Below are 23,634 nucleotides of genomic sequence, written 5' to 3' on the forward strand. Positions count from 1 at the left end.
ATGAAAAAAATCGTTGTCATTCCTACCTATAACGAGAAAGAAAATATACAGTCCATTATTCAAGCGGTGATGGATTTAGAGGGAGGTTTCCATGTTTTGGTCGTAGATGATTCCTCTCCTGATGGTACGGCAGATATTGTTTGTTCTATGCAGAATCTTTTTCAGGATAGGCTTCATTTAACCGTAAGAAAAGTAAAAGATGGTTTGGGCAAAGCTTATTTGCATGGCTTCCGTTGGGCAATAGAGCAGGGCTATGATTTTATTTTTGAAATGGACGCCGATTTTTCTCACAATCCAAAAGACTTGCCTAGACTTTATGAGGCGTGTTTAGATGCGGATATGTCGGTAGGCTCTCGTTATTCTCAAGGGGTTAATGTGGTTAATTGGCCTATGGGAAGGGTTTTGCTATCTTATTTTGCGTCTAAATATGTAAGGTTTATTTTAGGTTTACCAGTACACGACACTACGGCAGGGTTTGTTTGCTTTAAAAAAGACACGCTCCTAAAAATAGGGTTAGAGAAGGTAAAGCTAAAAGGCTATGGCTTTCAGGTGGAAATGAAATACAGAGTATTCAAAAAAGGACTAAAAATAAAAGAAGTCCCTATTATTTTTACCGATAGAACCAAAGGCGAGTCTAAAATGAATGGTGGAATTATTAAAGAAGCAGTAATAGGTGTACTTAATCTAAGATGGAAGGCTTTAATAGGTAGATTATGAATAGGTTGATTGGGCTTTTTTTTGTGATGATATTTGTGGTAGCTTGTAGACATTCAGTCGAAGCTCCTAAAGATTTATTACCCAAAGAAGAAATGGCACAGATAGTAGCAGACTTTGCTGTTTATACACAGTCTTCCGATTTTACTAGAAATATGGATATGGAGGAAGTCAGTCGTTTTGTGATGAATAAAAATAAAGCCAAAGGCAAAGCATTTGAAGACAGTTTTAAATACTATTTGAACAAACCGTCTGATGTAGATAAAATTTATGATATGGCTCAAGATATATTGCTTAATGATTCAGACTTAGAGGAGTATATCAAGAAGAAAGAAGGAGAGAATAAAAATCAAAATAAAGAAGAAAAAATTAATGCAGGAGATTTACAACAACAATAATAACAACACAATGTCAAAACCATTTTTTAGTATAGAAAAAACTACCGACTCTAAGGCTAGAGCAGGGCTTATCAGTACCGCTCATGGAGAAATCCAAACGCCTATTTTTATGCCTGTGGGGACGGTAGCATCGGTAAAAACACTACATCAAAGAGAAATAAGAGACGATGTTAAGGCACAAATTATTTTAGGTAATACTTATCACCTTTACCTTAGACCAGGTATGGAAGTCATGGAAAAGGCAGGAGGTCTACATCGTTTTATGAACTGGGAGCGTCCTATCCTTACAGACTCTGGAGGTTATCAGGTTTTTTCTCTTTCAAAAAGCAGAAAAATGACGGAGGAAGGGGTTAAATTTAAATCTCATATTGATGGAAGCTACCACTTCATTTCTCCAGAAAAGTCTATGGAAATACAAAGGCAGATAGGAGCCGATATTTTTATGGCATTTGATGAGTGTACACCTTACCCTTGCGAATATAATCAAGCCAAAGCCTCTATGGAACTCACCCACAGGTGGCTCAAGCGTTGTATAGAATGGACAGAAAATAATGCTGAATTGTATGGGCATAAGCAGCGTTTATTTCCGATAGTTCAAGGCTCTACTTACTCTGATTTAAGAAAGATTTCCGCTGAAGTTATTTCAGAGGCAGGAGCTGAAGGTAACGCCATTGGAGGGCTTTCGGTAGGGGAGCCAGAAGAAGAAATGTACCGAATTACCAACGAGGTTACCGATATTCTTCCGAAAGAAAAACCAAGGTATCTAATGGGTGTAGGCACACCGTGGAATATTTTGGAAAGCATAGGTTTGGGAGTGGATATGATGGATTGTGTGATGCCAACTAGAAACGCCCGAAACGGAATGTTATTCACTTGGCAAGGCGTTATGAATATGAAAAACCAAAAATGGAAAGATGACTTTTCTCCGTTAGATGAGATGGGGACGAGCTTCGTGGACAAGGAGTATTCTAAGGCTTATGTAAGGCATCTTTTTGTAGCTAAAGAATATCTAGGTAAGCAGATTGCTTCTATACACAACTTGGCATTCTATTTAGATTTGGTAAAGGTGGCTAGAGAGCATATCTTAGCAGGAGATTTCTACAAGTGGAAAGAGCAGATTGTACCAGTTTTAAAACAAAGGCTTTAGTTTTAGTAAGGTTAGGGCGTTCCCCTCTCCAGGGCTAAAGTCCAACGGCTAGGGTCGGGCTATCGCTCATACGCCTTCGGTCATTGCCGCTCCGCTTCGCTCCGCGGCTTCTTCCCTTCGGGGTATCCGCTCTATCCCTAACGCGGTGGCTGCCAAAACAAAAACAGAGAAAAGTAAGAATTAAATTATGAAAATAATAGACGCCTATATCATCAAGAAATTTTTAGGGACATTAGTTTTTATGCTAGTGTTACTATCTATTATTGTGATAGTGGTGGATATACAAGCCAAAGCGCCAAACATAGAGAAAAGTGGTTACACGGTGGGGTACTTTTTACTACATTTCTACCCATTTTGGATGATATACCTTATCCTTACCTTTATGTCCATTCTGGTGTTTATTTCGGTTATTTACTTTTCATCTCGTATGGCGGATAATACCGAAATTGTAGCCATTGTAAGTAGTGGAGCAAGTTTTCATAGATTTGCCAGACCATACTTTACGGTAGCAGTTGGGATAGCATTGTTTATGTTGATGCTTAACCACTTTGCCTTGCCTTGGGCTAATGTTAAAAAGAACGAACTGATGGTCTTTACCGAAAGCCAAGTAAGGCAAGATGAGAAGAACAGAAGCGTTCCCATTTCAGCTCAGATGTCACCAACGGAATATGTATTTATAGGTTCCTATTACAGAAAAGAAGCAAGAGGTTCGGATTACCTTTACCAAAAATTTGATAAAAACAACAAACTTATACATCAGATAAGGGGTGATTATGTCTCTTGGGACGAAAAAAAACAAGCTTTTTCCATCACCTCTTTCTACGAAAAAAAAGCAGGTAAAAACGAAACCGAAAAACTCAGCAATGGCACACAAACTTACCAGAGTTTTGGTTATCCGCCTGAGGAACTTTTTCCAGACGAGCTTTTGGGTGAGAACAAGACAACTCCAGAGCTAGTGAAATTTATAAATAGAGAGAAAATAAAAGGCAACGGTAATATCAATACCTATCTCAACGAGCTTCACGCCCGCACCTCAATGCCGGTTTCTATTATAATTTTAACTATTTTAGGTTTGGCTCTAGCGTCCGAAAAAAAGAGAGGTGGGATAGGAGTCAATCTTGCGGTGGGGATAGCTTTGGCGTTTGTATTTATTTTTTCGTTTGAAGCACTTAAAGTGGTTTCATCTAGCAAAATACTCACGCCTTTCGTAGCAATGTGGATGCCTAATTTTGTATTTGCTCCACTTGCTTTGATACTGTATTTCAGAAGGGCTCGTCAGTAGAGCATTTGGATTTCTTTGTGGTAAAACCTGTGTAACTGTTCATCTTCTAGTTCTATCCAAAGATATCCTTCAGCATCTGCTTTTCGGATAATGCCATTTTGTCTTACGCCTTTAATGTCAAACACGCAGACCTCGTCTTTTTTGAAAAGAGTATTATTAAGTATCTCTAGAATTTGGGATTCTGTTTTTGGTTGTGCTATTTCGTTAGCGAAAAATTCAAAGAACTCTCTAGCAAGTAGATGAGGTTCAAAAGAGCGATGAGTTTGCGTATAGATAGACCCTGCTTTTGGGAAATGCTCAAAGTTTTGCTGTAATACATTGATGCCGATGCCAATGACTAAACAGTTATTTTTCTTTTCAAGAAGAATACCTGACATCTTCTTTTGATTGAGTATAATATCATTTGGCCACTTGATTTTTGGCTGAATTTGGGTCAAATTGGCAATAAAATCTCTCACAATAATAGCGGTATAATAATTGATGATAGAAACCGCAAACGGAAATTTATCCAGAGAAACTGCTAGGCTGATGGCAATGTTTTCGTTAGGATTTATTTCCCAAGAATTGCCGTATTGTCCCTTTCCTCGAGTTTGGTTAAGGGTATAGACACCTACTAAGTCTTCTTTCTGGAGAATAGAGGGAACAAAATTGATAATCTCGTCATTGGTAGAATTACATTCGGTAAGGTGATGTAAGATTTTCATAATGGGCAAAATTACGGTGTTAAAGTAGATAAAATAAATAAAAAACAATTAAATTTGCAGATAATACATTTTTGAATGAGTAATACAAACGATAAACAAGAGTTGATAGACACTATCATTAGAGCAATACAAGATACTAAGGGAGAAGGTATCCAAGTTCTTAATTTAACTAAAATAGAAAATGCCGTAGCAGATTATTTTATTATCTGTAGTGGTAACTCTAATACTCAGGTGTCAGCTATTGCAGGGAATATAGAGAAGACAGTGCGTAACGAACTTAGAGAACGCCCTTGGCATACCGAAGGTGCAGAAAATGCATTGTGGGTATTGGTAGATTATGTATCTGTGGTGGTGCATGTTTTTCAAAAGCATATTAGAGAATACTATGAAATAGAAGAGCTTTGGGGAGATGCAGAAGTAACCAAAATAGAAGATTTAAATTAAATTTAAGAAAAAAGTATGGATAAAAATAAAGGGTTTAACTGGTTCTACTTACTTATTTTTGGTGCTTTGGCAGTTTTATTTTTGCCAAAGTTGTTTTCTTCATCTAATACGAAAACCATCAATGAAGATGAGTTTTTTAATATGATGAGAGGAGGCAAAGTAGAGAACCTTGTCTTAATGAGAGACTCTAAGGAAGGCTTAGTTTTTCTAACCAAAACTGCGAAAACAGCTTCAAAAGGCAATTCACAAGCGGATAATCCACTTATGGCACTACAACCATCACCAGATTTTAAATTCGCTTTTGGAGATTTACAATATTTTCAGCAGAGATATGATGCTGTAAAGAAGGAAAATCCACAGATAAAAACATCTATGGATTTTGATGATTCTGAATCGCCAATGCAGAGCTTATTATTCCAGGCGTTGTTTTGGATAGGGATTATGTTTTTGTTTTACTTTGTTATCTTCAGAAAGATGGCAGGAGGTGGTGGTGCCGGTGGTCAGATTTTCAACATAGGAAAATCGAGAGCTAAGCTTTTTGATGAAAAAGATAAAGTGCAGGTAACATTTAAAGATGTTGCAGGATTAGAAGGAGCTAAAGAGGAAGTACAAGAAGTAGTGGATTTCCTTAAAAATGCAGAAAAATATACTAAACTAGGAGGGAAAATACCTAAAGGAGTACTTCTTGTAGGGCCTCCAGGGACAGGTAAAACTTTATTGGCTAAAGCAGTTGCTGGTGAAGCTAAAGTACCTTTCTTTTCATTGTCTGGTTCGGACTTCGTAGAAATGTTTGTGGGGGTTGGAGCTTCTAGGGTGAGAGATTTGTTTGCTCAAGCTAAAGCAAAATCACCAGCCATTATATTTATAGACGAGATAGATGCTATTGGTAGAGCTAGAGGTAGAGGTTCTTTAACGGGAGGAAATGATGAGAGAGAAAATACCTTGAACCAACTTTTAACAGAAATGGACGGCTTTGGTACAGACACTAATGTGATAGTGATGGCAGCAACTAACCGTGCAGACATTTTGGATAAAGCCTTGATGCGTGCAGGAAGGTTTGACCGCTCTATCTATGTGGATTTACCTGAATTACACGAGAGAAAACAGATATTTAATGTTCATTTAGCTAAAATAAAACTAGACAATACTGTAGAGGTAGAGTTTTTGGCAAAGCAAACACCTGGTTTTAGTGGTGCAGATATTGCGAATGTGTGTAATGAGGCGGCATTAGTAGCGGCAAGAAAAGGACATGAAGCGGTAGGAAAACAAGATTTCTTAGATGCAGTAGATAGAATTATAGGTGGATTAGAGAAGAAAAATAAGGCTATTAAACCTTCCGAAAAGAGAAGAGTAGCGTTCCACGAAGCTGGTCATGCGAGTATCAGTTGGTTAGTAGAACACGCAGCACCACTGCTTAAGGTAACTATTGTTCCTAGAGGGCGTTCTTTGGGTGCGGCTTGGTATCTTCCAGAGGAAAGACAGCTTACGACTACAGAGCAAATGCTAGACGAAATGTGTGCAACTCTAGGTGGTAGAGCGGCAGAGCAAGTGGTATTTGGAACCATTTCTACAGGAGCCTTGTCTGATTTAGAAAGAGTTACAAAACAGGCTCAAGCAATGGTTACCATTTATGGTTTAAATGATAAGGTCGGGAATATTTCTTACTACGATAGTTCAGGACAGCAGGAATATAGTTTTAGCAAGCCTTATTCTGAGCAAACGGCTAAAATGATAGATGAGGAAATTTCTAAAATTATTGAAGGTCAGTATCAAAGAGCTATCAATATTTTGAACGAAAATAGAGATAAACTAGATGCATTAGCGGAAAAACTCCTTGAGAAAGAAGTTATCTTCCGTGAAGATTTAGAAGCGATATTTGGTAAAAGAGCATGGGACCCAGAACTTACTGAAACTCCCGTTTCATCTACAGAAGATATTAAGAAAGATGATGAGCCAGTGGCGATTGATAATGATGAAGAAAAACAAGAGCTAAATCAATAATAGAAAATTAAATAAAAAAAACAGACCGTCTTTTTGATAAGGCGGTCTGTTTTTGTGTTTTATATTTGAGCCTTCTTCTCTTTAGAAAAGAAAATCCAAAGGAGTACACATAAAAGCAATAAAATAGGATAAAAAGTATAGCTTACTAAGTTGAAGTAATCAATACGGTTGTTACTTAGTCCAATGATAATAAGTATCTGAGCTCCATAAGGCAGTAGTCCTTGTATAACACAAGAAAAAATATCTAGTACAGAAGCCATAAATCTAGGAGCTATTTTATAGTGCGTGCTTATATTTTTTGCAATTTTACCTGATATAATAATAGCTATCGTGTTATTGGCAGTTGCCATATCTACAAGGCTTACAAGTGTACCTACTCCCAGTAAAGCAGATTTTCTTCCTGAAATAATTTTCTTTATTCTGTTAAGAAGAAACTCCATTCCTCCAGCTTTTTCAACTAAGGTAGCTAAGCCTCCTGTAAAAAAGGAAAGTATAAAAATCTCCTGCATACTGGTGAAACCTTCATATATTTTTTTACTAATTTCTAGTATCCCAAAATCCAAAATAAAAAAACCTAAAGAACTACTGAATACAATACCTAGTAGAAGCACTAAAAAAACATTGATACCCGCAAGAGAAAGGAGGATTACTAATAGATATGGTAGTATTAGAAATAGCTGATAGGTATTAGTTGGAGAGGTGCTGGATGTGATGTTGCTGGCAGGAGCATTTGTATTTGCTAATACAATATATAGTACACAGGTAACGATAGCAGCAGGGATAGCTATTTTAAGATTAGTTCTAAACTTATCTTTCATTTCACATCCAAGTGTTTGGGTAGCGGCTATGGTAGTATCCGAAATTACGGATAGGTTATCTCCTAGCATAGCTCCACCTAATAGTGCTGCTCCTAATAGGTTAATATCTATCCCTTTGTCAGCGAATCCAACCACCACAGAGCCTAAAGCTACAATAGTTCCTACAGAAGTTCCTGATGATATAGAAATAAAAGATGCAATTATAAAAACACCTACAGGTATATATGAAAAAGGGATAATATTAACTCCTAAATTTACAATGATATCTACGCTTCCTATAGATTTTGATACCACGGCAAAAGCTCCAGCAAGAAGGTAAATAATACACATGTTGAGTATTTTGTGATCACCACAACCATTTAGAAAAGTGTCTATTTTTTCGCTAAGCTTTCCTTTAAATAGTAGAAAAGCAGATATAATTCCAGCCATTACAGCGATAGGAGATGGAAGAGCATAAAAATCATTAAAATAAATACCACTACCAATAAAGATGGATACAAACACCAGTAGAGGAATAACTGAGATAATAGATGTGTTTTTCATTTTTTAATGCAGTTTTGTCTAATCTGCATTTACCAATGAACCTCTTTGTAACTGTAAGAAATAATGGACAACATTTTTTCCTTTGTTAAGGCTTATCGTTTCAGCACCTTGCTTGTTGTTGCAGGTTGCTACCTTTCTTATATAAGGTTCTTGATAAATACAATGCTACAAATATAGAAAATTTAATTTTTATTAGCAAAAATTAGATTTTGGCATAATATTTACATTATCACCCCTCAATATATATTGAGATATATTAAATAATACCTATGTTTGTACAAAAATTACGCACACTATGATAAAAAAACTACTAAGTTTGACTTTGGTCATACTACCTTTGCTTATTTTAGCACAATTACAGAGTTTTACAATTAGTCTTACAGGAACTCCAGAGATTTGCCCTAACAATGGTACGCTTTCTTGGACTACTAGTGGAACTACCGCTAACTCTACTATATCGTATTCTATTTACAATGTTACTAATCTTACAACCCCTGTTACTTCTACAACCTCATTGACCTATGTAGGGCTTCCTGCTGGTACTTACAGAGTAGTGGCTACACAAACTTTGGGTACATCTAGCAACCAAGCTACGAGTAATAATTTTACCATTGCCGACCAGAAAACACCAATGACGGCAGTTACTACTAATTATAGAGGTAATGAAATTTGTGGGAATGATGGCTTTATTAGAGTTCAAGCCACAGGAGGTAGAGCTCCTTACCGTTATCAGCTTTTAGATGATAGTAATGCAGTGGTTTCAGAGTTTCAAGATAATGCAACCTCCTATACTTTTACAGGGCTTAAAGCAGCTAACTACAGATATAGAGTTATAGACGCCTGTGGAACAGGTATTGTGGGTGAAACAGCAATTACATATACGCCAACTAATTTTACAGGTATTTATTATAACGGTAAAAATTTGGAGGATTGTTCGGGAGTTCAGCTAATATTCTATTCGGTGTACGGGTATAATTTAGTTCAAAAGCCTCCTTATCAAGTTAAAGTAAGCTACACTGACCCTAATACCAATGAGGTGGTAACATTAAACTCTAACCCCGTTAGTAGTAATGGAGATCCCATGGTTGTTATTCCAAGGTTTCAAGGGATAGATCAGCTTCTTCTTACGGTTACAACAACCGACGCTTGTGGACGAACAGTTACGCAGACGGATAATTTTAATTACAGTATAAGCCATTATGTTGCAAGTAGCTCTTGTGGAGGACAGTATTTTTATATAAAAGGACAGTTGGATAGATACCAAAATTTCTACTCTACTTATAAAGTTAATTTTATAGAGGCTCCTGCAAATTTTGATCCTGTTGCCTATAATGAATTTCATGGGCAGTACCAAAGCTCTCATAGTTATGGAAGCACATCTCAACCTTTACCAGCGGGAACTTATCGTTTTCAAATTATAGATTCTTGCGGAGGAATAAGTGAAAGAACTGTTGTTATCAAAACAATGGCTCCAACATTATATGTTGAACAGAGAAACAGTTGTGATATAGATAGAGTTAATTTAGTTGGAAAAATATCTGATGCGTATTATGGTCTTTCTTTTGGATTTGTTGATACACAAATTACAAAAGCGCCTCAATCTTTTATTGATGAATATGGCCCTCTTCCCTACATCATCCCAAAGGACAGATTTGAAATAGATGCTACAGGAAAGCTAATTATGTTTGTGTTAAAAAATATGCCTGTAGGAAGTTATACATTTTCTACTAGTAATGCTTGTAATGATTTAGTTGTAACAAGTAATATTACAGTAAATAAATCACCTTCTTCATATTCTCCAAAATATACTATGGAGTATTCATGTGATGGTAAATTTAGATTTTTGGAGGCAAGAGGTCGAGCTATTTATTATCAGCGTTATTTTCCAGAACAGAATGCATGGGGTATTTCTTCTACTAAGACTCATGTAGATGGTTCAGGTACGGAGGCTCCATATTTTTATGCTTCAAGTGGTGAATGGCAGTCTCAACCAGAGGGTAGATATAGAGTGATTGAAGAAATTGTGCAATATAATGATATAAAAGATAATAAGCGGGTATTTCTATATTGTGACCCTGTTGTTGTTAGTGAGTTTGAGATAAAGCCACCCACTACTTTAGCTTTTTCCAATGTTTATGCATTTGCCTGTGCAAATGGGACTTATGATGTTACTTTATCTGCAAGTGGTGGCACAGCTCCTTTAACTTATGCTATAGTATCTTCAGAGGCTAATGATGCTACAACAATTAAAGATAACGGTACCAACCCTATATTTGAGGGACTTGCGGGAGGTACTTATTTCTTCCGTGTGTATGATCAGTGTGGTAACTTCCAAACAAGAAAATTGGATATTGCTAAACTAGGTCGTCCAGGTATTCGTATGGTTCCTGTGTGTGCATCTAATGAGCTAAGTCTCGTAGTAGATGGTCTAGACTATCTAAAGTACGAATGGACAAAAGATGGAGAACCTAACAATATCTTATCTACTACCAATGTGCTGAATCTTGGAACATATACGGCAGATAAAGCAGGTCTTTACCACGTGCGTATTAGTATTAACTCAGCTACGAGCTGTATCAATAGTACCTTGGATTTAAAACTTACAGAAGATGCACTTACCGCAGCTAAAGCAGGAACTGGTCAAACCGTTAACCTTACTTATGATGAAAATATGGGTACCAATCTTAACCTTTTTGATTATCTTCAAGGGAACTATGACGGTTTTGGAACATGGACAGAAACTACCACACCATCAAGTAGTCTTTTGATAGGTAACCAGTGGAGAGTTAGTTCAGCACAGTCAGGGACTTATAGTTTTAAGTATACAGTTACAGGAGCTTGTGGAGGAGCAACAGATACTGCAACAGTGATTATTAACTTGGCTAAAGTTTGTTACAAAAAGCCAGTTATAAGTGCGGCAGGAGATGCACTCCCTACTAAGGTGGGAATTACGTCTCTCTCTAGAGCAGGAGCAGATGCACAAGGAGAGAATTGGCCAATGGTAAGACAGGGCGGTTGGATCGCTTTAGAGTCAAATACTAAAGGGTTTGTAGTAAACAGAGTTCCTTTTGATACTAACGGTCTTCCTGTTGGGATTCCAGTAGCTAACTTTGTAGCAGGGATGATGGTTTATGATACCACAAATAACTGTTTAAAGGTTTATAACGGTAGTATTTGGAGTTGTTTTTCAACACAAACCTGCCCAGAGTAATTTTATAACATACAAATAGAAAAACAAATGAAAATTAAATTATCAATATTTTTTATAGGCTTGTCCATGTTTGCATTTGGTCAAGTGGCATTGGGTAAGAGTGAAGTTTCTAACCCATCAGTATCCCTAGAGTTTGGGACACAGTATAGAGGTTTTATTTTACCTTATGTAACTTCATTGTCATCTGTGTCTGATGTAGTTCCAGGGACAGTTGTGATGGATGGTTCTGATGGGGTAGTGAAGTATGCACGGCCTAATGGAGATTGGCGAGCATTAACATTTAATACCCAACATACATTTGGGGGTGTTACATTAGATACTACAGGTAAAGTAGATAGGAGTCTTCAGTCATCAAAGACGGATAAAACAGATGCCTCTGTAATTATAGGAGCTAATACTAGTGGTCAACCTTCGGGAATACTGGTGTTGTCAGATAATAATAAGGCGATGATTTTACCAAAGATGGATTCTCCACATTTGAAAATTATCAACCCTGCTCCAGGAATGATGGCATATGACACAAAGATGAACCAGTTGGCTGTATTCAATGGTACTGTATGGACTTTTTGGAAGGATTAGAATTATATACAAAAGTATAAAAATAAAAAGAGAGAGGGTTTACTATTCTAGTGAACCCTTTCTTTTTAGATTAAAAGAGTAGCTGAGGATGTTCTTTTAACTTTTATAAAATATTGTTGATAGCAAAAGAGTATATATTTTAGTAATATCATGCTTTTTGTTTTTTAGAATCCCAGTTATCAGGATTTATGAATAATCCTGTTGCAAAAGGTTTCCTTTCTTTATCTAATGTTATTCTACATTCAATAGGACAGAGACCTTTCATATTAATTTTGTTCTTTCTTAAAAGGAATAATAATGATAATTTCATAGTATTTTAATAAGAGTTTGAATGGTAACCTGAAAAATAAAATGGGTAACCTAATTGTATGCCTTTTTATCTCAAAAACTAGGATAAAATAATGACTTAAAGACTATGAGAAAAATATTAAGTTATGAGATAACTTGCAGATATAGAGTTATAAAACAAAAAAGACTTACATTTCTGTAAGTCTTTTTGCTCCTCCTGCTGGGCTCGAACCAGCGACCCTCTGATTAACAGTCAGATGCTCTAACCAACTGAGCTAAGGAGGAATGGTTTGTTGTTTTTTCGTGGCGCAAATATAGAAACTTTTTCTAATATCTTCCAAATTTATTTTTAAAATTTATTTAAAAATTTTAAAAATGTCGCTTCCAATAATGAGTAGCATCAATCCCATAAGGAAAATTACTCCTATGGTTTGAGCGTTTTCAAGCACTTTTTGAGGCACGGGTTTTCCTGTAATAACTTCCCATAGAGTAAACATAACATGCCCGCCATCTAAACCTGGTATAGGCAGTAAATTAAGGAATGCCAACCATACCGAAAACATAGCAGTAAACGCCCAAAATGCTTCCCAATTGATAGAGGTTGGCATCATTTTAACGATACCTATTGGTCCAGAAACTTTTTTATAACCTTGTGTCTTTTGGTTGAAGATAATTTTGAACTGTTTTACTTGCATTACTAGAGCGTCTATTGTTCTTTCTAGTCCTCTAGGTATAGCTTGTAGTAAACTGTACTCCTTGTTTACTAATGTACTATTAAGTGATTTTAGGCTTTCTTCTTCGTCGGGAATAAAACCAAGTTTTCCATCCTTATTTACTGTAATAGTTTGCTTCAATAGATTCCCATTTCTCAGAACTTCAATTTCTGTCGTTTGATTTTTAAGATTTTTAAGCACAGAGGCAAGATTATCAAAATACTTTATAGGAGTATTGTTTATACCAACTATTTTGTCTCCTTTTTTAAGTTGAGCCTTTTGTGCAGGACTATTGGATAAAATACTATCTATAACCACAGGGAATCTAGCAGAATAGATTGCTCTAACTTCATTAGCTTTCATAACTTCTGCTACACCATCTTCATTGGTAGGAAAAGTAACCTCTTTGCCTTCTCTAAGAACGGTAATTTCATTTGATAATAGTAGGTTTATCATGGAGTTTTCCATTCTTTCAGCAGGTTTTCCATCTATGGCAACTATTTTATCTCCATTTTGTAATCCCATCTTTTGGGCAGCCTCACTTACGGCAATTCCGTCCTCAAATTTGCTATTATCGTGGTAAGTCTCTCCATTAAAAAAACTAAGACAAGAATAAATAAGCCAAGCTAAAAAGAAATTCACGGTAACACCACCAAGCATAATGATGAGCCTTTGCCAAGCAGGTTTAGAACGGAACTCCCAAGGTTGTGCAGGTTTTTTAAGTTGTTCGGTGTCCATACTTTCGTCCACCATACCTGCTATTTTTACATAACCTCCGAACGGAAGCCAACCGATACCGTATTCTGTTTCCCCTATTTTCTTTTTAACAACAGAAAACCAAGGGTCAAAGAAAAGATAAAACTTCTCAACTTTAGTCTTAAAATATTTAGCGGGAATAAAATGTCCTAACTCATGTAAGGTAACTAAAATTGAAATACTAAGAACAAATTGAAATATTTGGGTTAACAAATCCATGCTGTATTTTTGTTTTAAATTCGTGCAAAGGTAATAAACTAAAATGATTTAGAATAAAAAAGAGACTACCAAAGGCAATCTCTTTCTAAAGATGTTGATGGATTTATTTATAAGTTGATAGAAACTCCTAGTCCTCCATTGTTGCCGATTTCGGCAAAAACCCCTAAATTTTTATTAAAGAAATATCTTGCACCAATATGTGCTCCTAGCCCGAAACCATGTCCTAATACACCTATATCTAAACCAGGATAAATATCTAATTGGTCTGGAAGATTAAGAGCGTCTTGCAAATGATAGTTTGCTCTACCAAATAAGAAAAAGCCGTTTTCTTTTTTATTGTTGAAATAAAAATGAGCTCCACCTCCTAGTGAGATGGCGTTTGTAATTCCGTAATCATAAGTACCAGATAGTCCTGAGCCATAACCCCAAGCAGAAAGTCCTATTTGAAGTTTTTGGTCTCCTTTTCCATTCCAAGCTTGAGCAAACGAAAACTGAGCTAGCACAACTGTCATTAAAATTAAAATTGTTTTTTTCATAGGAATCTATTTTTAGTTTAAATTAGCCTCAAAAATAAAGATATATTTCTGTATAGTAACGCCATTTTTTCAATTTAATTATGAATGATTTTAAAATTACAGCTTTAAACTTTGATATTCAGTGGAAATCACCATTAGATAATTTTAGAAAAATAGAAGATAGTCTTAAGGGGGCAGATGCCAACTTATTTCTCCTTCCAGAAATGTTTTCTACAGGATTTTATATGAAACCAGAAGAAATTGCAGATGAGGAAGGAAAAGTATTACAGTGGATGAAAACTTTCGCTAAAAATAAAAATGCTGCTATTGGAGGTAGCGTTTCTGTGAAAGAAGGCAATAATTACTATAATAGATTTTATTTTGTGAAACCTTGTGGAGATTATCATTTTTACGATAAGAGACATCTTTTCTCATACTCTGGGGAAGATAAGGTTTACTCTAAAGGTAATGATAGAGTAATTGTGGAATATGAAGGTGTGAGATTTCTACTGCAAATTTGCTATGATTTACGTTTTCCTGTATTTAGTAGGAATAAAGGAGATTACGATGTGGCTTTATATGTGGCTAATTGGCCTGTCCAAAGAATAGATGCGTGGAATACTTTGTTAAAAGCTAGGGCAATTGAAAATCAAGCTTATGTATTTGGTGTTAATAGGATAGGTATAGATGGTAATGGTTTAGAATACCCTGAAAGTACCCATTGCTTTTTCCCTGACGGAAGTGAAGTCTCCTGTAAAAAAGGAGATTTAGTAGAAGTTGTTTTAGATATGGAACGTTTGAAGAGCTTTAGACAGAAATTTCCTTTTTTAGGAGATGCTGATAACTTTGAAGTCAATATCTAAAAGGAAAAAATCTCTTAAACTATAAAACTAGTTTAAGAGATTTAAAAAGTTAAAAATGATATTATCTGCCTTCTGCTAGTCGTATTGCTTCTTTAGCAACTTTCTCTTGTATGCCCATATCTAGATGGCTTGTAAAGCCTACACACGAACAATTAATTTCACCTAAAACATACTTGTCGCTACCGTCTGGATGATAGTCTAGCATAAAATCTGCCGTCCAAATGAGAGGTGTGTTTTTCTCCTCTAATATTTCTTTTACTTTTGGAAGTTGAGAGAGGAAAATATCCATCAGTGGTTTCCAATCCTCTGGACTATCATAGCGGTACTGTGCTCCAGAGAATAAAGTCGCAGAAAAGGCATCTTCTGTATTGGCTGGTTTTTTGTGTACCACAAAAACAGGTTCTTCGCCTATCATTAGAATCCTAATTTCGCCCTCTTTAATTCTAGGCATAAATCTCATATCTACTAGCATACCGTTTTCCCCAGTAATGTACCTCTCACAAAAATCCATAAATTCTTCTAGAGTTTTGTATTCCACATGATTGTCCACGGCTTCGGTTAATTTGAGTGGCGTATCTAGAGGCAGTTCATCTCCTGCTTGGTAAGAAAGATTACCTTCTACTTTTACTCTCCAAATACCTTCCCCAGTACTTCCTCGGTTTTGTTTTAGAACTCTTTCACCATGCGAGATACTTCTTGGGAAATGCTTTCTGAATTCTTGTATGGTATAGTAAGCGAAAGTATCCGTAGGCACAAGGCTGGTATTTGCTAATTTTACAAGAGCATCTTTTGCTCCGAATTTTATCATGGACTTCGGCTCACTCATTCCTACAAGACCATGTTCTGAAAGTTTTGATAGAATGGAAAAATATATCTTTTCATTGTCAGGTAACGAACCTGGGTTCACTCTACTAATATAGGCATCAAAGTTTTCTTTTACATAACTAAAGATTTCTTCAGCCTTATCATTTTCAAACTTTACTACTTCAGCTCCCCAACCTAAATCTTTAATAGAGTTTAAAATAGGTAATGTATCCTTTCTGTGTCCATCTGCACCTTTGTCACTACCTCCAACAGATTCAAAAATTACAATTTTCTTATGTTTCATAATCAAATAAAATTAACCTATCAAAGGTAAGGATAAACTACTTTAAAAACTATGATGTTTATCAATATTTACATTTTTGTAATATGATATTAATAAGTGTTTTTAGATATGAATTTATGGTGATACCAGTTTTTAATTATTAGTTATATTTGTGAAATGAAATTTAAACTCCATTCTGAATTTAAACCTACTGGAGACCAGCCACAAGCGATTGATAAATTAGTCTTTGGGATAGAACAAGGTCAACCCTACCAAACTCTGCTAGGAGTTACAGGCTCTGGTAAAACTTTTACCATTGCTAATGTGGTGAACCGTATTCAAAGACCTACTATTGTTCTTGCTCATAACAAAACTTTGGCGGCGCAGCTATTTATGGAGTTTAAGGAGTTTTTTCCTGAAAATGCGGTAGAGTATTTTGTGTCCTATTACGATTATTACCAGCCTGAAGCATACATTGCCAGTACGGGAACTTATATAGAAAAAGACCTTAGTATAAATGAGGAAGTAGAGAAATTAAGACTTTCCGCTACGACAAGCCTTCTTTCAGGGAGGCGAGATGTGCTTATAGTGGCATCGGTGTCGTGTATTTATGGTATTGGTAACCCTACGGAGTTTAATAAATCTCTTATAGAGTTGGAGCTTCAGTCTAAAATTTCTAGAACAGATTTGCTTCACAAGCTAGTTAATGCACTTTATTCTAGAGCGGTTAATGAATTTGTACGAGGAAGTTTTAGGGTTAAAGGAGATGTGGTAGATGTTTTCCCTGCTTATGCTGATAATGCGATTAGAATAAGGTTTTTTGGTAACGAAATTGATAAAATCCAAAGTTTTGACCCTGTTTCAGGAAATATAATGGGTGATTTTGATAAAATTAATATTTACCCTGCTAATCTATTCGTTACTTCAAAAGAAACTATGAATAGCGCTATTAGAGAAATCCAAGATGACCTTGTAAAGCAAGTGGATTTTTTTAATGAAATAGGGAAACATCTAGAAGCTAAGCGTTTGAAAGAACGAACAGAATTGGATTTGGAAATGATAAAAGAGCTAGGTTATTGTTCTGGTATAGAGAATTATTCTAGGTATATGGACGGCAGAAAACCTGGTTCTCGTCCGTTTTGTTTATTAGACTATTTTCCTAAAGATTATTTAATGGTGATAGACGAAAGCCATGTAACCATACCTCAAGTACACGCAATGTACGGGGGCGACCGTAGTAGAAAAGAGAATTTGGTGGAATATGGGTTTAGACTACCAGCCGCTATGGACAATAGACCCTTGAAGTTTGAGGAGTTTGAAAAAATGCAAAACCAAGTCATCTATGTGTCTGCTACGCCGGCGGATTACGAGTTGGAAAAGACACAAGGCGAATATGTGGAGCAGATTATCCGCCCGACAGGTTTACTGGACCCGATTATAGAGGTAAGACCTACACTTAATCAGATAGATGATTTAATGGAGGAAATCCAAAAAAGAGCGGAGGAAGACGAGAGAGTCTTGGTAACCACACTCACAAAAAAAATGGCGGAAGAGCTTACCAAATATTTTACCAAATTTGGCATAAGAACTAGATATATTCATTCTGATGTGGATACATTAGAACGTATACAGATAATGCAAGATTTGCGTACAGGGCTTTTTGATGTGCTTGTGGGAGTTAATCTACTTAGAGAAGGTTTAGATTTGCCAGAAGTATCTTTGGTGGCTATCTTAGATGCGGATAAAGAGGGTATGCTTCGTTCTCGTCGTTCAATGATACAGACAGTGGGGAGAGCGGCTAGAAACATCAATGGTAAAGCCATTATGTATGCGGATAAAATGACTAAATCTATGCAGGCTACTATTGATGAAACTAATTATCGTAGAGAAAAACAGATGAGCTATAACGCGGCTAATGGTCTTACGCCACAGCCTTTAAATAAGAAAATATCCGATGTTTTGGTAGGGCGTACGCCTGATTTCCCGAAACAAGAATACACTCAAAAAGAAATTGTGAGACAAGCAGCGGAAACCAAGGCTAGCTATGGTAATACAGAGGATTTAGAGAAAATAATAGCAGAAAAACAAAAACAAATGGAGGCAGCTGCAAAACAATTAGACTTTATTTTAGCGGCGAAATTAAGAGATGAAATAAAGGTTCTAAAGGGAACGGTGTAAATACTCTCAATTAAAACCATAATTGATGCTGACGGCTCAAGACTTCAATAATATCATTAAATTATCGGAGAAAACCATTCACCTGAAAAGGAATAACTTACTTAAAGTGTCTGGTTCGGTGGACACTAATCTTTATTACATTACTAAAGGAAGTTTTAGAGTATACCTTCTGAATGAAAATGGAGAACAAACAATAAGATTAGGTTACACAGGAGATTTTATTGTCGCTCTTGATTCTTTTTTGTCTCAAAAACCATCGGAATTTTTAATTCAAGCGATAAAAACTTCGGAGGTAAAGGTTATTCCTAAATCTAAAATACAAGAGTTTCTACATAAAGAGGAAAGCAAAAAATTATGGATAGCCTTGCTAGAAAACCTACTTCTCCAACAAATGGAACGAGAGAAAGATATTTTAACATCATCTCCAAAAGAAAGATATTTGCGAGTTTTAAGACGAAGTCCAAAGCTTTTTCAGGAAATTCCTAACAAATATATAGCGGATTATTTGGGTATGAGTGCAGAAACTTTATCAAGACTGAAAAAATCTTGACTTCCATCAATTTTTATTAAAACTACGCTACGGAACTTTGCAGAAAAAATGCATACAGAAGTTTTATTACACACCTTAGAGTTACAAATAAAAGGAGCTATAACAACGGTTGAAATTCTTAAAACCAAAGACTTAGACTATCTTACTTGGAGACCACAGGAGCACTCGTGGAATATATTAGAATGTATAGAACATCTTAATCTGTATGGTGATTTTTATCTCCCCGAATTTGAGTCAAAAATAAAATCATCTCATACTGTGCTAGAAGTCAATTTCAAAAGCAGTTGGTTGGAAGGTTATTTTGCAAAAAGCATACTACCGAATCCTAAAAGCAAAATGAGAACGGCTAACAGTAAAAACCCAATCAACAAAAACCTAGATAAATCGGTTTTAGAACGATTTATTGGTCAGCAGGAGAAATTTTTAGAATTTTTAAACCTTTCTAAAAGTATCAACTTGAATAAAACGAAGATAAATATTTCCATTTCTAGATGGATAAAATTACGACTAGGAGATGGTTTTATGTTCTATGTCAATCATATTTTAAGACATTTACATCAGATAGAAAATATACAATCAGCTTATCATGAAAATTAAACAGTGTTTAATATTAAACACTGTTTAATTTTTAACTATATTTTAAGTTTAAAATGCTGTTTTTAAGTATATATATACTATGTGTAATTACTTTAATTTTTAAACAAATTTTATTTTATAGTTGTTGTTTAAAAAAAAGTTCTATATTTGAAAACTTTAATTAACATAATTTTATGAAAAAAATAATATTAACAACGGCAGTATTGTGCGGTATGTTAGCTCAAGCGGGAGGCTTTAGAGTCTCTTTGCAAGGGGTAAAACAGTTAGCTATGGCACATACAAGTGCCCATGCAGAAGATGCTAGTGTCGCTTTCTTTAACCCTGCGGGTATATCCTTTATTCCGGCTAAACTTAGTGTTGTAGCGGGTGGTTTTGGAGCTTTGTCTAGTGTAACTTATCAAAACTTAAATACTTTAAATTCTTACACAACTGATAATCCTCTAGGGACACCTTTCTATGCAGCAGCAGCTTATAAGGTAACAGATGATGTTTCATTAGGGTTTAGTGTTACAACTCCTTTTGGAAGCACTGTACAGTGGGGGGAAGATTGGGCTGGAAAGGAAATGGTTCAAAAAATGGAACTCAAGAGCTTCTTCTTTCAACCAATGGTATCTGTAAAGTTGGCAAATTGGGTATCTTTAGGAGCAAGTTATATTTACGCTAAAGGTTCTGTAAATTGGGATAAAGCTGTAACCAGTGTTAATGGAACAATGAACATTAAAGACGGAAAAGCTTCAGGGCAAGGTTTCTCATTTGGTTTTTACTTTAAACCTGATGAGAAGTGGGATGTTAGCGTAGCGTACCGTTCTCCTGTGGATATGAAAGCTAATCACGGTAAAGTAACATTCAATATGCCAAGCAGTCTATTTGCTCTTAGAGGGCTTGATGCTAATGGACAGGACAATTTTAAAGCAACATTACCTCTAGTAGACGAGTATACCATAGGAGCAACCTATAAGATTACACCTAAATGGTTAGTTTCTGCGGATTTTAATTATACAGGTTGGTCAGAGTACAGTCATTTAGCTTTAGATTTTGAAAATGCTAAGCTTGGAAATCAGGCTAATGATGCTACTTTACTTGTTACACCTAAGAATTTCAAAAACACTCAAACTTGGCGTTTTGGAACACAGTATATGGTAACGGATAAGATAGCTGCTAGATTAGGTTATTACTATGATGAATCTCCTTATGCAGACAAAGATTTTATCCCAGAAACACCATCGTTTAATTCTAGTGTTGTTACAGCAGGTTTAGGATTTAAACTAAACAAATTTGGAGTAGATTTAGCAGGTGCTATGGCTTTTCCAAAAGCAAGAACAGTAGCTAATGAATATTATAATTTTTATGGACAAGCTAAAGCTAAAGCAGTTTATTTTGGCTTAGGTCTATCTTACAACCCATTTTAATTTAACAGATTTATGAAAAAAATAATTATATGCTCATTAGCAGCAGTATCTATGCTATCTGTAATGAGTTGTGAAACAGATTTTGATGATAGAGATGTTTCTAAGATTAGTATCACCAATGGAGAAGCTGATTTCTCTAAATATGTAGCCTTAGGGAACTCTCTTACTTCTGGTTACAGAGATGGGGCGTTATACTCTAGTGGACAATTAGAGTCTTATCCATCTATAATTGCTTCTCAAATGCAAAAAACAGGTGGTGGAGCTTTCACTCAGCCGCTGATGCCTAATGATGTAGGAGGCTTTAGTGATTTATCTGGTTTTCCAGGTAAATTGGTGTTAAGCTTAGAGGAAGGAGCTCTAACTCCTAAATATTCAACTCCTACTGAGGCTTTAGATAAACTGACTGGAACTTTTAATAATATGGGAGTGCCAGGAGCTAAATCATTTCATTTGGTAGCTGATGGTTATGGTAGTCAAGCTGGCTTAGCATTGGGAAAGGCTAATCCGTATTTTGTTAGGTTTGCATCAAGTGCTAGCACTAGCGTGCTTAAAGATGCTATGGCTCAAAAACCAACTTTCTTCTCTTTATGGATAGGAAATAATGATGCTCTTTATTACGCTGCTTCTGGTGGAGTTGGTAAAGACCAGACAGGAAACTTTGACCCAAGAACCTACGGAAATAATGATATTACAGACCCTAATGTATTGGCGGGTTCTATTAAGGCTGTTCTAGATGGTATGAAGGCTGTTGGTGCTACTAAAGGAGTTATAGCGAATATTCCAGATATTACTTCTATACCATTCTTTACGACAGTGCCTTATAATTCTACTCCGTTAATAACAGCGGCTCGAGCTAGTGAAATTAACCAGAGTTTAGCGGAAGTTAAGCAAATTCTAGAGGTGTATAAACAAGGAGGAAGGTTTGTAATTTTAAAAGAGGGAGCTAATCCGCTACTAATCAAAGATGAGACTCTTAAAGATATGTCTGCTGAAATTACAGCAGCCCTGTCTAAGACAGGGATGTCTTTAGCACAAGCAACTGTAGTAGGTAAGGTTTTAGGACAAGCAAGACATACAACGGCGGAGGATTTAATTCTATTAAGTACGAAAAAGATAATAGACACTAAACCTAATAGCCCTTATGCAATAGCTCCGTTTGATGGCTATGGAGTTACCTTCCCATTGGAGGATCAACATGTTTTGATTCCAAGCGAAAAACAGGCGGTTTTAACAGCTACGGCTAAATATAACGCAAGTATAAAAGCTTTGGCGGATACTTATGGGTTAGCCTTTGTAGATGCTAATGCTAAAATGGTAGAGCTAAATAGCACTTCTGGAATTCAATTTGATGGAGTTAAATATACTACCTCTTTTTTAACAGGTGGAGCATTTTCGTTAGATGGAGTACACCTTACAGGAAGAGGTTACGCAGTGATTGCTAACGAATTTATAAAAGCAATTAACGCTAAGTATAAATCCACACTTCCACAAGTGAGTCCAAATAGTTATTCAGGAATTAAATTCCCATAAAATTTAAATAATTGAAAGAGTAAAAGCAGTTTAAAAATTTTAAACTGCTTTTATTTTATTTTTTTAAATTTGCAACCTCAATAAAAAAGTAAAAATGGCAAATCAGGCAAGTTATCTATTCAGTACAAGAACCAGTAAAGACTTAGCAGAGAAAATCGCAAAACATTACGGTCAAGAATTAGGGAAAATTAACTTTCAATCCTTTAGTGATGGCGAGTTTGAACCTGTTTTAGACCAATCTGTAAGAGGTGGAAGAGTGTTTTTGATAGGCTCTACTTTCCCTCCAGCAGACAATCTTTTAGAAATGCTTTTAATGATAGATGCGGCTAAAAGAGCATCAGCTAAGAGCATTACTGTGGTTATACCTTACTATGGTCTTGCAAGACAAGATAGAAAGGATAAGCCTAGAGCTCCGATAGGTGCAAAATTGGTAGCAAACCTGTTGACTGCTGCAGGAGCAACAAGAATTATGACGATGGATCTTCATGCAGACCAAATACAAGGGTTCTTTGAAATTCCAGTAGATCATCTTTATGCTTCTACTATTTTTGTAGATTACATTAAATCCTTAAATCTAGATAACTTAACCATTGCTTCACCAGATATGGGCGGAGCAAAAAGAGCTAAAAATTACGCAGGTCACTTAGGTGCTGAGGTTGTGATAGCTTACAAGGAAAGAAAAAAAGCCAATGTGGTGGAGGAAATGTTCCTAATCGGTGATGTAACAGATAAGAATGTTATTTTAATAGACGACATGATTGATACAGCAGGAACGCTTTGCAAGGCGGCAGACATCCTTATAGAAAAAGGGGCGAAAAGCGTAAGAGCTATGGCTACTCATGCGGTATTTTCTGGGAAGGCTTATGAGAATATAGAAAACTCTAAAATAACAGAAGTTATTGTAACTGATACAATTCCTATCAAAAATAATTTGTCATCTAAAATAAAAGTGCTATCTTGCGCCCCATTATTTGCTGAGGTAATGCAAATGGTTCATGAGCATAAATCTATTAGCAATAAGTTTATTATTTAACTGATTGCTAGCAAGTAAAAACAATTAGAAATAAAACAATTTTAAATTTTTTATA

General features: G+C 35.8%; 21 protein-coding genes, 1 tRNA gene and 1 riboswitch. Of the genes, 15 read left to right on the forward strand and 7 right to left on the reverse strand.

The annotated features are described in order from the left end of the window. The 4 genes from GXW81_RS01875 (at window position 1) to GXW81_RS01890 (ending at window position 3,541) form a co-directional block, all read left to right on the forward strand. A complete protein-coding gene (locus tag GXW81_RS01875; protein ID WP_161530952.1) occupies window positions 1–717 on the forward strand; it encodes a polyprenol monophosphomannose synthase in 717 nt (238 codons plus the stop codon). Then, window positions 714–1,112: a DUF4296 domain-containing protein gene (locus GXW81_RS01880; protein ID WP_161530953.1), complete on the forward strand. Its 399-nt coding sequence runs from the start codon at window positions 714–716 to the stop codon at window positions 1,110–1,112. The genes GXW81_RS01875 and GXW81_RS01880 overlap by 4 nt, the downstream gene beginning before the upstream one ends. Window positions 1,113–1,122: 10 nt before the next feature. Beyond that, window positions 1,123–2,259, forward strand: a complete 1,137-nt coding sequence (gene tgt / locus GXW81_RS01885) for a tRNA guanosine(34) transglycosylase Tgt (protein ID WP_161530954.1) — start codon at window positions 1,123–1,125, stop codon at window positions 2,257–2,259. A gap of 187 nt (window positions 2,260–2,446) precedes the next feature. Continuing rightward, entirely contained in the window at window positions 2,447–3,541 is a 1,095-nt protein-coding gene (locus GXW81_RS01890; RefSeq protein WP_161530955.1) for an LptF/LptG family permease, read from the forward strand. Here GXW81_RS01890 and GXW81_RS01895 read toward each other — a convergent pair. Next, the gene (locus GXW81_RS01895) at window positions 3,535–4,245 is read right to left on the reverse strand and encodes a biotin--[acetyl-CoA-carboxylase] ligase (protein ID WP_161530956.1); all 711 of its coding nucleotides are present in this window, start codon (window positions 4,243–4,245) and stop codon (window positions 3,535–3,537) included. The genes GXW81_RS01890 and GXW81_RS01895 overlap by 7 nt on opposite strands. Window positions 4,246–4,320: 75 nt before the next feature. Between GXW81_RS01895 and rsfS the strand changes: the two genes are divergently transcribed. Next, window positions 4,321–4,689: a ribosome silencing factor gene (rsfS, locus tag GXW81_RS01900; RefSeq protein ID WP_161530957.1), complete on the forward strand. Its 369-nt coding sequence runs from the start codon at window positions 4,321–4,323 to the stop codon at window positions 4,687–4,689. 15 nt (window positions 4,690–4,704) lie between these two features. Beyond that, window positions 4,705–6,690 carry an ATP-dependent zinc metalloprotease FtsH gene (gene ftsH / locus GXW81_RS01905; protein WP_161530958.1) on the forward strand — a complete coding sequence of 662 codons (1,986 nt, stop codon included), beginning with the start codon at window positions 4,705–4,707 and terminating at the stop codon, window positions 6,688–6,690. A 59-nt stretch (window positions 6,691–6,749) separates the two neighbouring features. Here ftsH and GXW81_RS01910 read toward each other — a convergent pair whose 3' ends face one another. Beyond that, window positions 6,750–8,051 (reverse strand): Na+/H+ antiporter NhaC family protein, encoded by a 1,302-nt coding sequence (locus GXW81_RS01910; protein WP_161530959.1) that lies wholly within the window; start codon window positions 8,049–8,051, stop codon window positions 6,750–6,752. 63 nt (window positions 8,052–8,114) lie between these two features. Continuing rightward, a riboswitch (SAM-I-IV-variant riboswitch) is annotated at window positions 8,115–8,213 on the reverse strand. A 133-nt stretch (window positions 8,214–8,346) separates the two neighbouring features. Here GXW81_RS01910 and GXW81_RS01915 point away from each other — a divergent pair. Then, on the forward strand, window positions 8,347–11,262 hold the full coding sequence (locus GXW81_RS01915; RefSeq protein ID WP_161530960.1) for a hypothetical protein: 2,916 nt from the start codon (window positions 8,347–8,349) through the stop codon (window positions 11,260–11,262). 27 nt (window positions 11,263–11,289) lie between these two features. Beyond that, the gene (locus tag GXW81_RS01920) at window positions 11,290–11,841 is read left to right on the forward strand and encodes a hypothetical protein (RefSeq protein ID WP_161530961.1); all 552 of its coding nucleotides are present in this window, start codon (window positions 11,290–11,292) and stop codon (window positions 11,839–11,841) included. A gap of 148 nt (window positions 11,842–11,989) precedes the next feature. On the opposite strand, the gene GXW81_RS01925 is transcribed toward GXW81_RS01920, so the two are convergent. The 4 genes from GXW81_RS01925 to GXW81_RS01940 form a co-directional block, all read right to left on the reverse strand. Continuing rightward, complete coding sequence (locus tag GXW81_RS01925) at window positions 11,990–12,151, reverse strand: Arm DNA-binding domain-containing protein (protein ID WP_161530962.1); 162 nt, start codon at window positions 12,149–12,151, stop codon at window positions 11,990–11,992. 189 nt (window positions 12,152–12,340) lie between these two features. Beyond that, window positions 12,341–12,414, reverse strand: a tRNA-Asn gene (locus tag GXW81_RS01930). Between the two features lie 71 nt (window positions 12,415–12,485). Continuing rightward, window positions 12,486–13,817, reverse strand: coding sequence for an RIP metalloprotease RseP (rseP, locus tag GXW81_RS01935; RefSeq protein ID WP_161530963.1), 1,332 nt, complete (start codon window positions 13,815–13,817; stop codon window positions 12,486–12,488). Between the two features lie 107 nt (window positions 13,818–13,924). Beyond that, a complete protein-coding gene (locus GXW81_RS01940; RefSeq protein ID WP_161530964.1) occupies window positions 13,925–14,353 on the reverse strand; it encodes a DUF6646 family protein in 429 nt (142 codons plus the stop codon). An 80-nt stretch (window positions 14,354–14,433) separates the two neighbouring features. Between GXW81_RS01940 and GXW81_RS01945 the strand changes: the two genes are divergently transcribed. After that, on the forward strand, window positions 14,434–15,195 hold the full coding sequence (locus GXW81_RS01945; RefSeq protein ID WP_161530965.1) for an amidohydrolase: 762 nt from the start codon (window positions 14,434–14,436) through the stop codon (window positions 15,193–15,195). Between the two features lie 61 nt (window positions 15,196–15,256). On the opposite strand, the gene GXW81_RS01950 is transcribed toward GXW81_RS01945, so the two are convergent. After that, the gene (locus GXW81_RS01950; protein WP_161530966.1) at window positions 15,257–16,303 is read right to left on the reverse strand and encodes a Cj0069 family protein; all 1,047 of its coding nucleotides are present in this window, start codon (window positions 16,301–16,303) and stop codon (window positions 15,257–15,259) included. 156 nt (window positions 16,304–16,459) lie between these two features. Between GXW81_RS01950 and uvrB the strand changes: the two genes are divergently transcribed. From uvrB to GXW81_RS01980, 6 genes are all read left to right on the forward strand, one after another. Continuing rightward, complete coding sequence (gene uvrB / locus GXW81_RS01955) at window positions 16,460–18,460, forward strand: excinuclease ABC subunit UvrB (RefSeq protein ID WP_161530967.1); 2,001 nt, start codon at window positions 16,460–16,462, stop codon at window positions 18,458–18,460. A gap of 25 nt (window positions 18,461–18,485) precedes the next feature. Next, window positions 18,486–19,010, forward strand: a complete 525-nt coding sequence (locus GXW81_RS01960) for a Crp/Fnr family transcriptional regulator (protein ID WP_161530968.1) — start codon at window positions 18,486–18,488, stop codon at window positions 19,008–19,010. Window positions 19,011–19,058: 48 nt separating this feature from the next. Beyond that, window positions 19,059–19,607, forward strand: coding sequence for a DinB family protein (locus GXW81_RS01965; protein ID WP_161530969.1), 549 nt, complete (start codon window positions 19,059–19,061; stop codon window positions 19,605–19,607). A gap of 173 nt (window positions 19,608–19,780) precedes the next feature. Continuing rightward, window positions 19,781–21,016, forward strand: coding sequence for an OmpP1/FadL family transporter (locus GXW81_RS01970; protein WP_161530970.1), 1,236 nt, complete (start codon window positions 19,781–19,783; stop codon window positions 21,014–21,016). A 12-nt stretch (window positions 21,017–21,028) separates the two neighbouring features. Next, a complete protein-coding gene (locus GXW81_RS01975; RefSeq protein ID WP_161530971.1) occupies window positions 21,029–22,546 on the forward strand; it encodes a G-D-S-L family lipolytic protein in 1,518 nt (505 codons plus the stop codon). Between the two features lie 94 nt (window positions 22,547–22,640). Then, a complete protein-coding gene (locus tag GXW81_RS01980; protein WP_161530972.1) occupies window positions 22,641–23,579 on the forward strand; it encodes a ribose-phosphate pyrophosphokinase in 939 nt (312 codons plus the stop codon). The last annotated feature ends 55 nt before the right edge of the window (window positions 23,580–23,634 follow it).

This window comes from Riemerella anatipestifer, from assembly GCF_009932355.1.
GTDB lineage: Bacteria > Bacteroidota > Bacteroidia > Flavobacteriales > Weeksellaceae > Riemerella > Riemerella anatipestifer_E.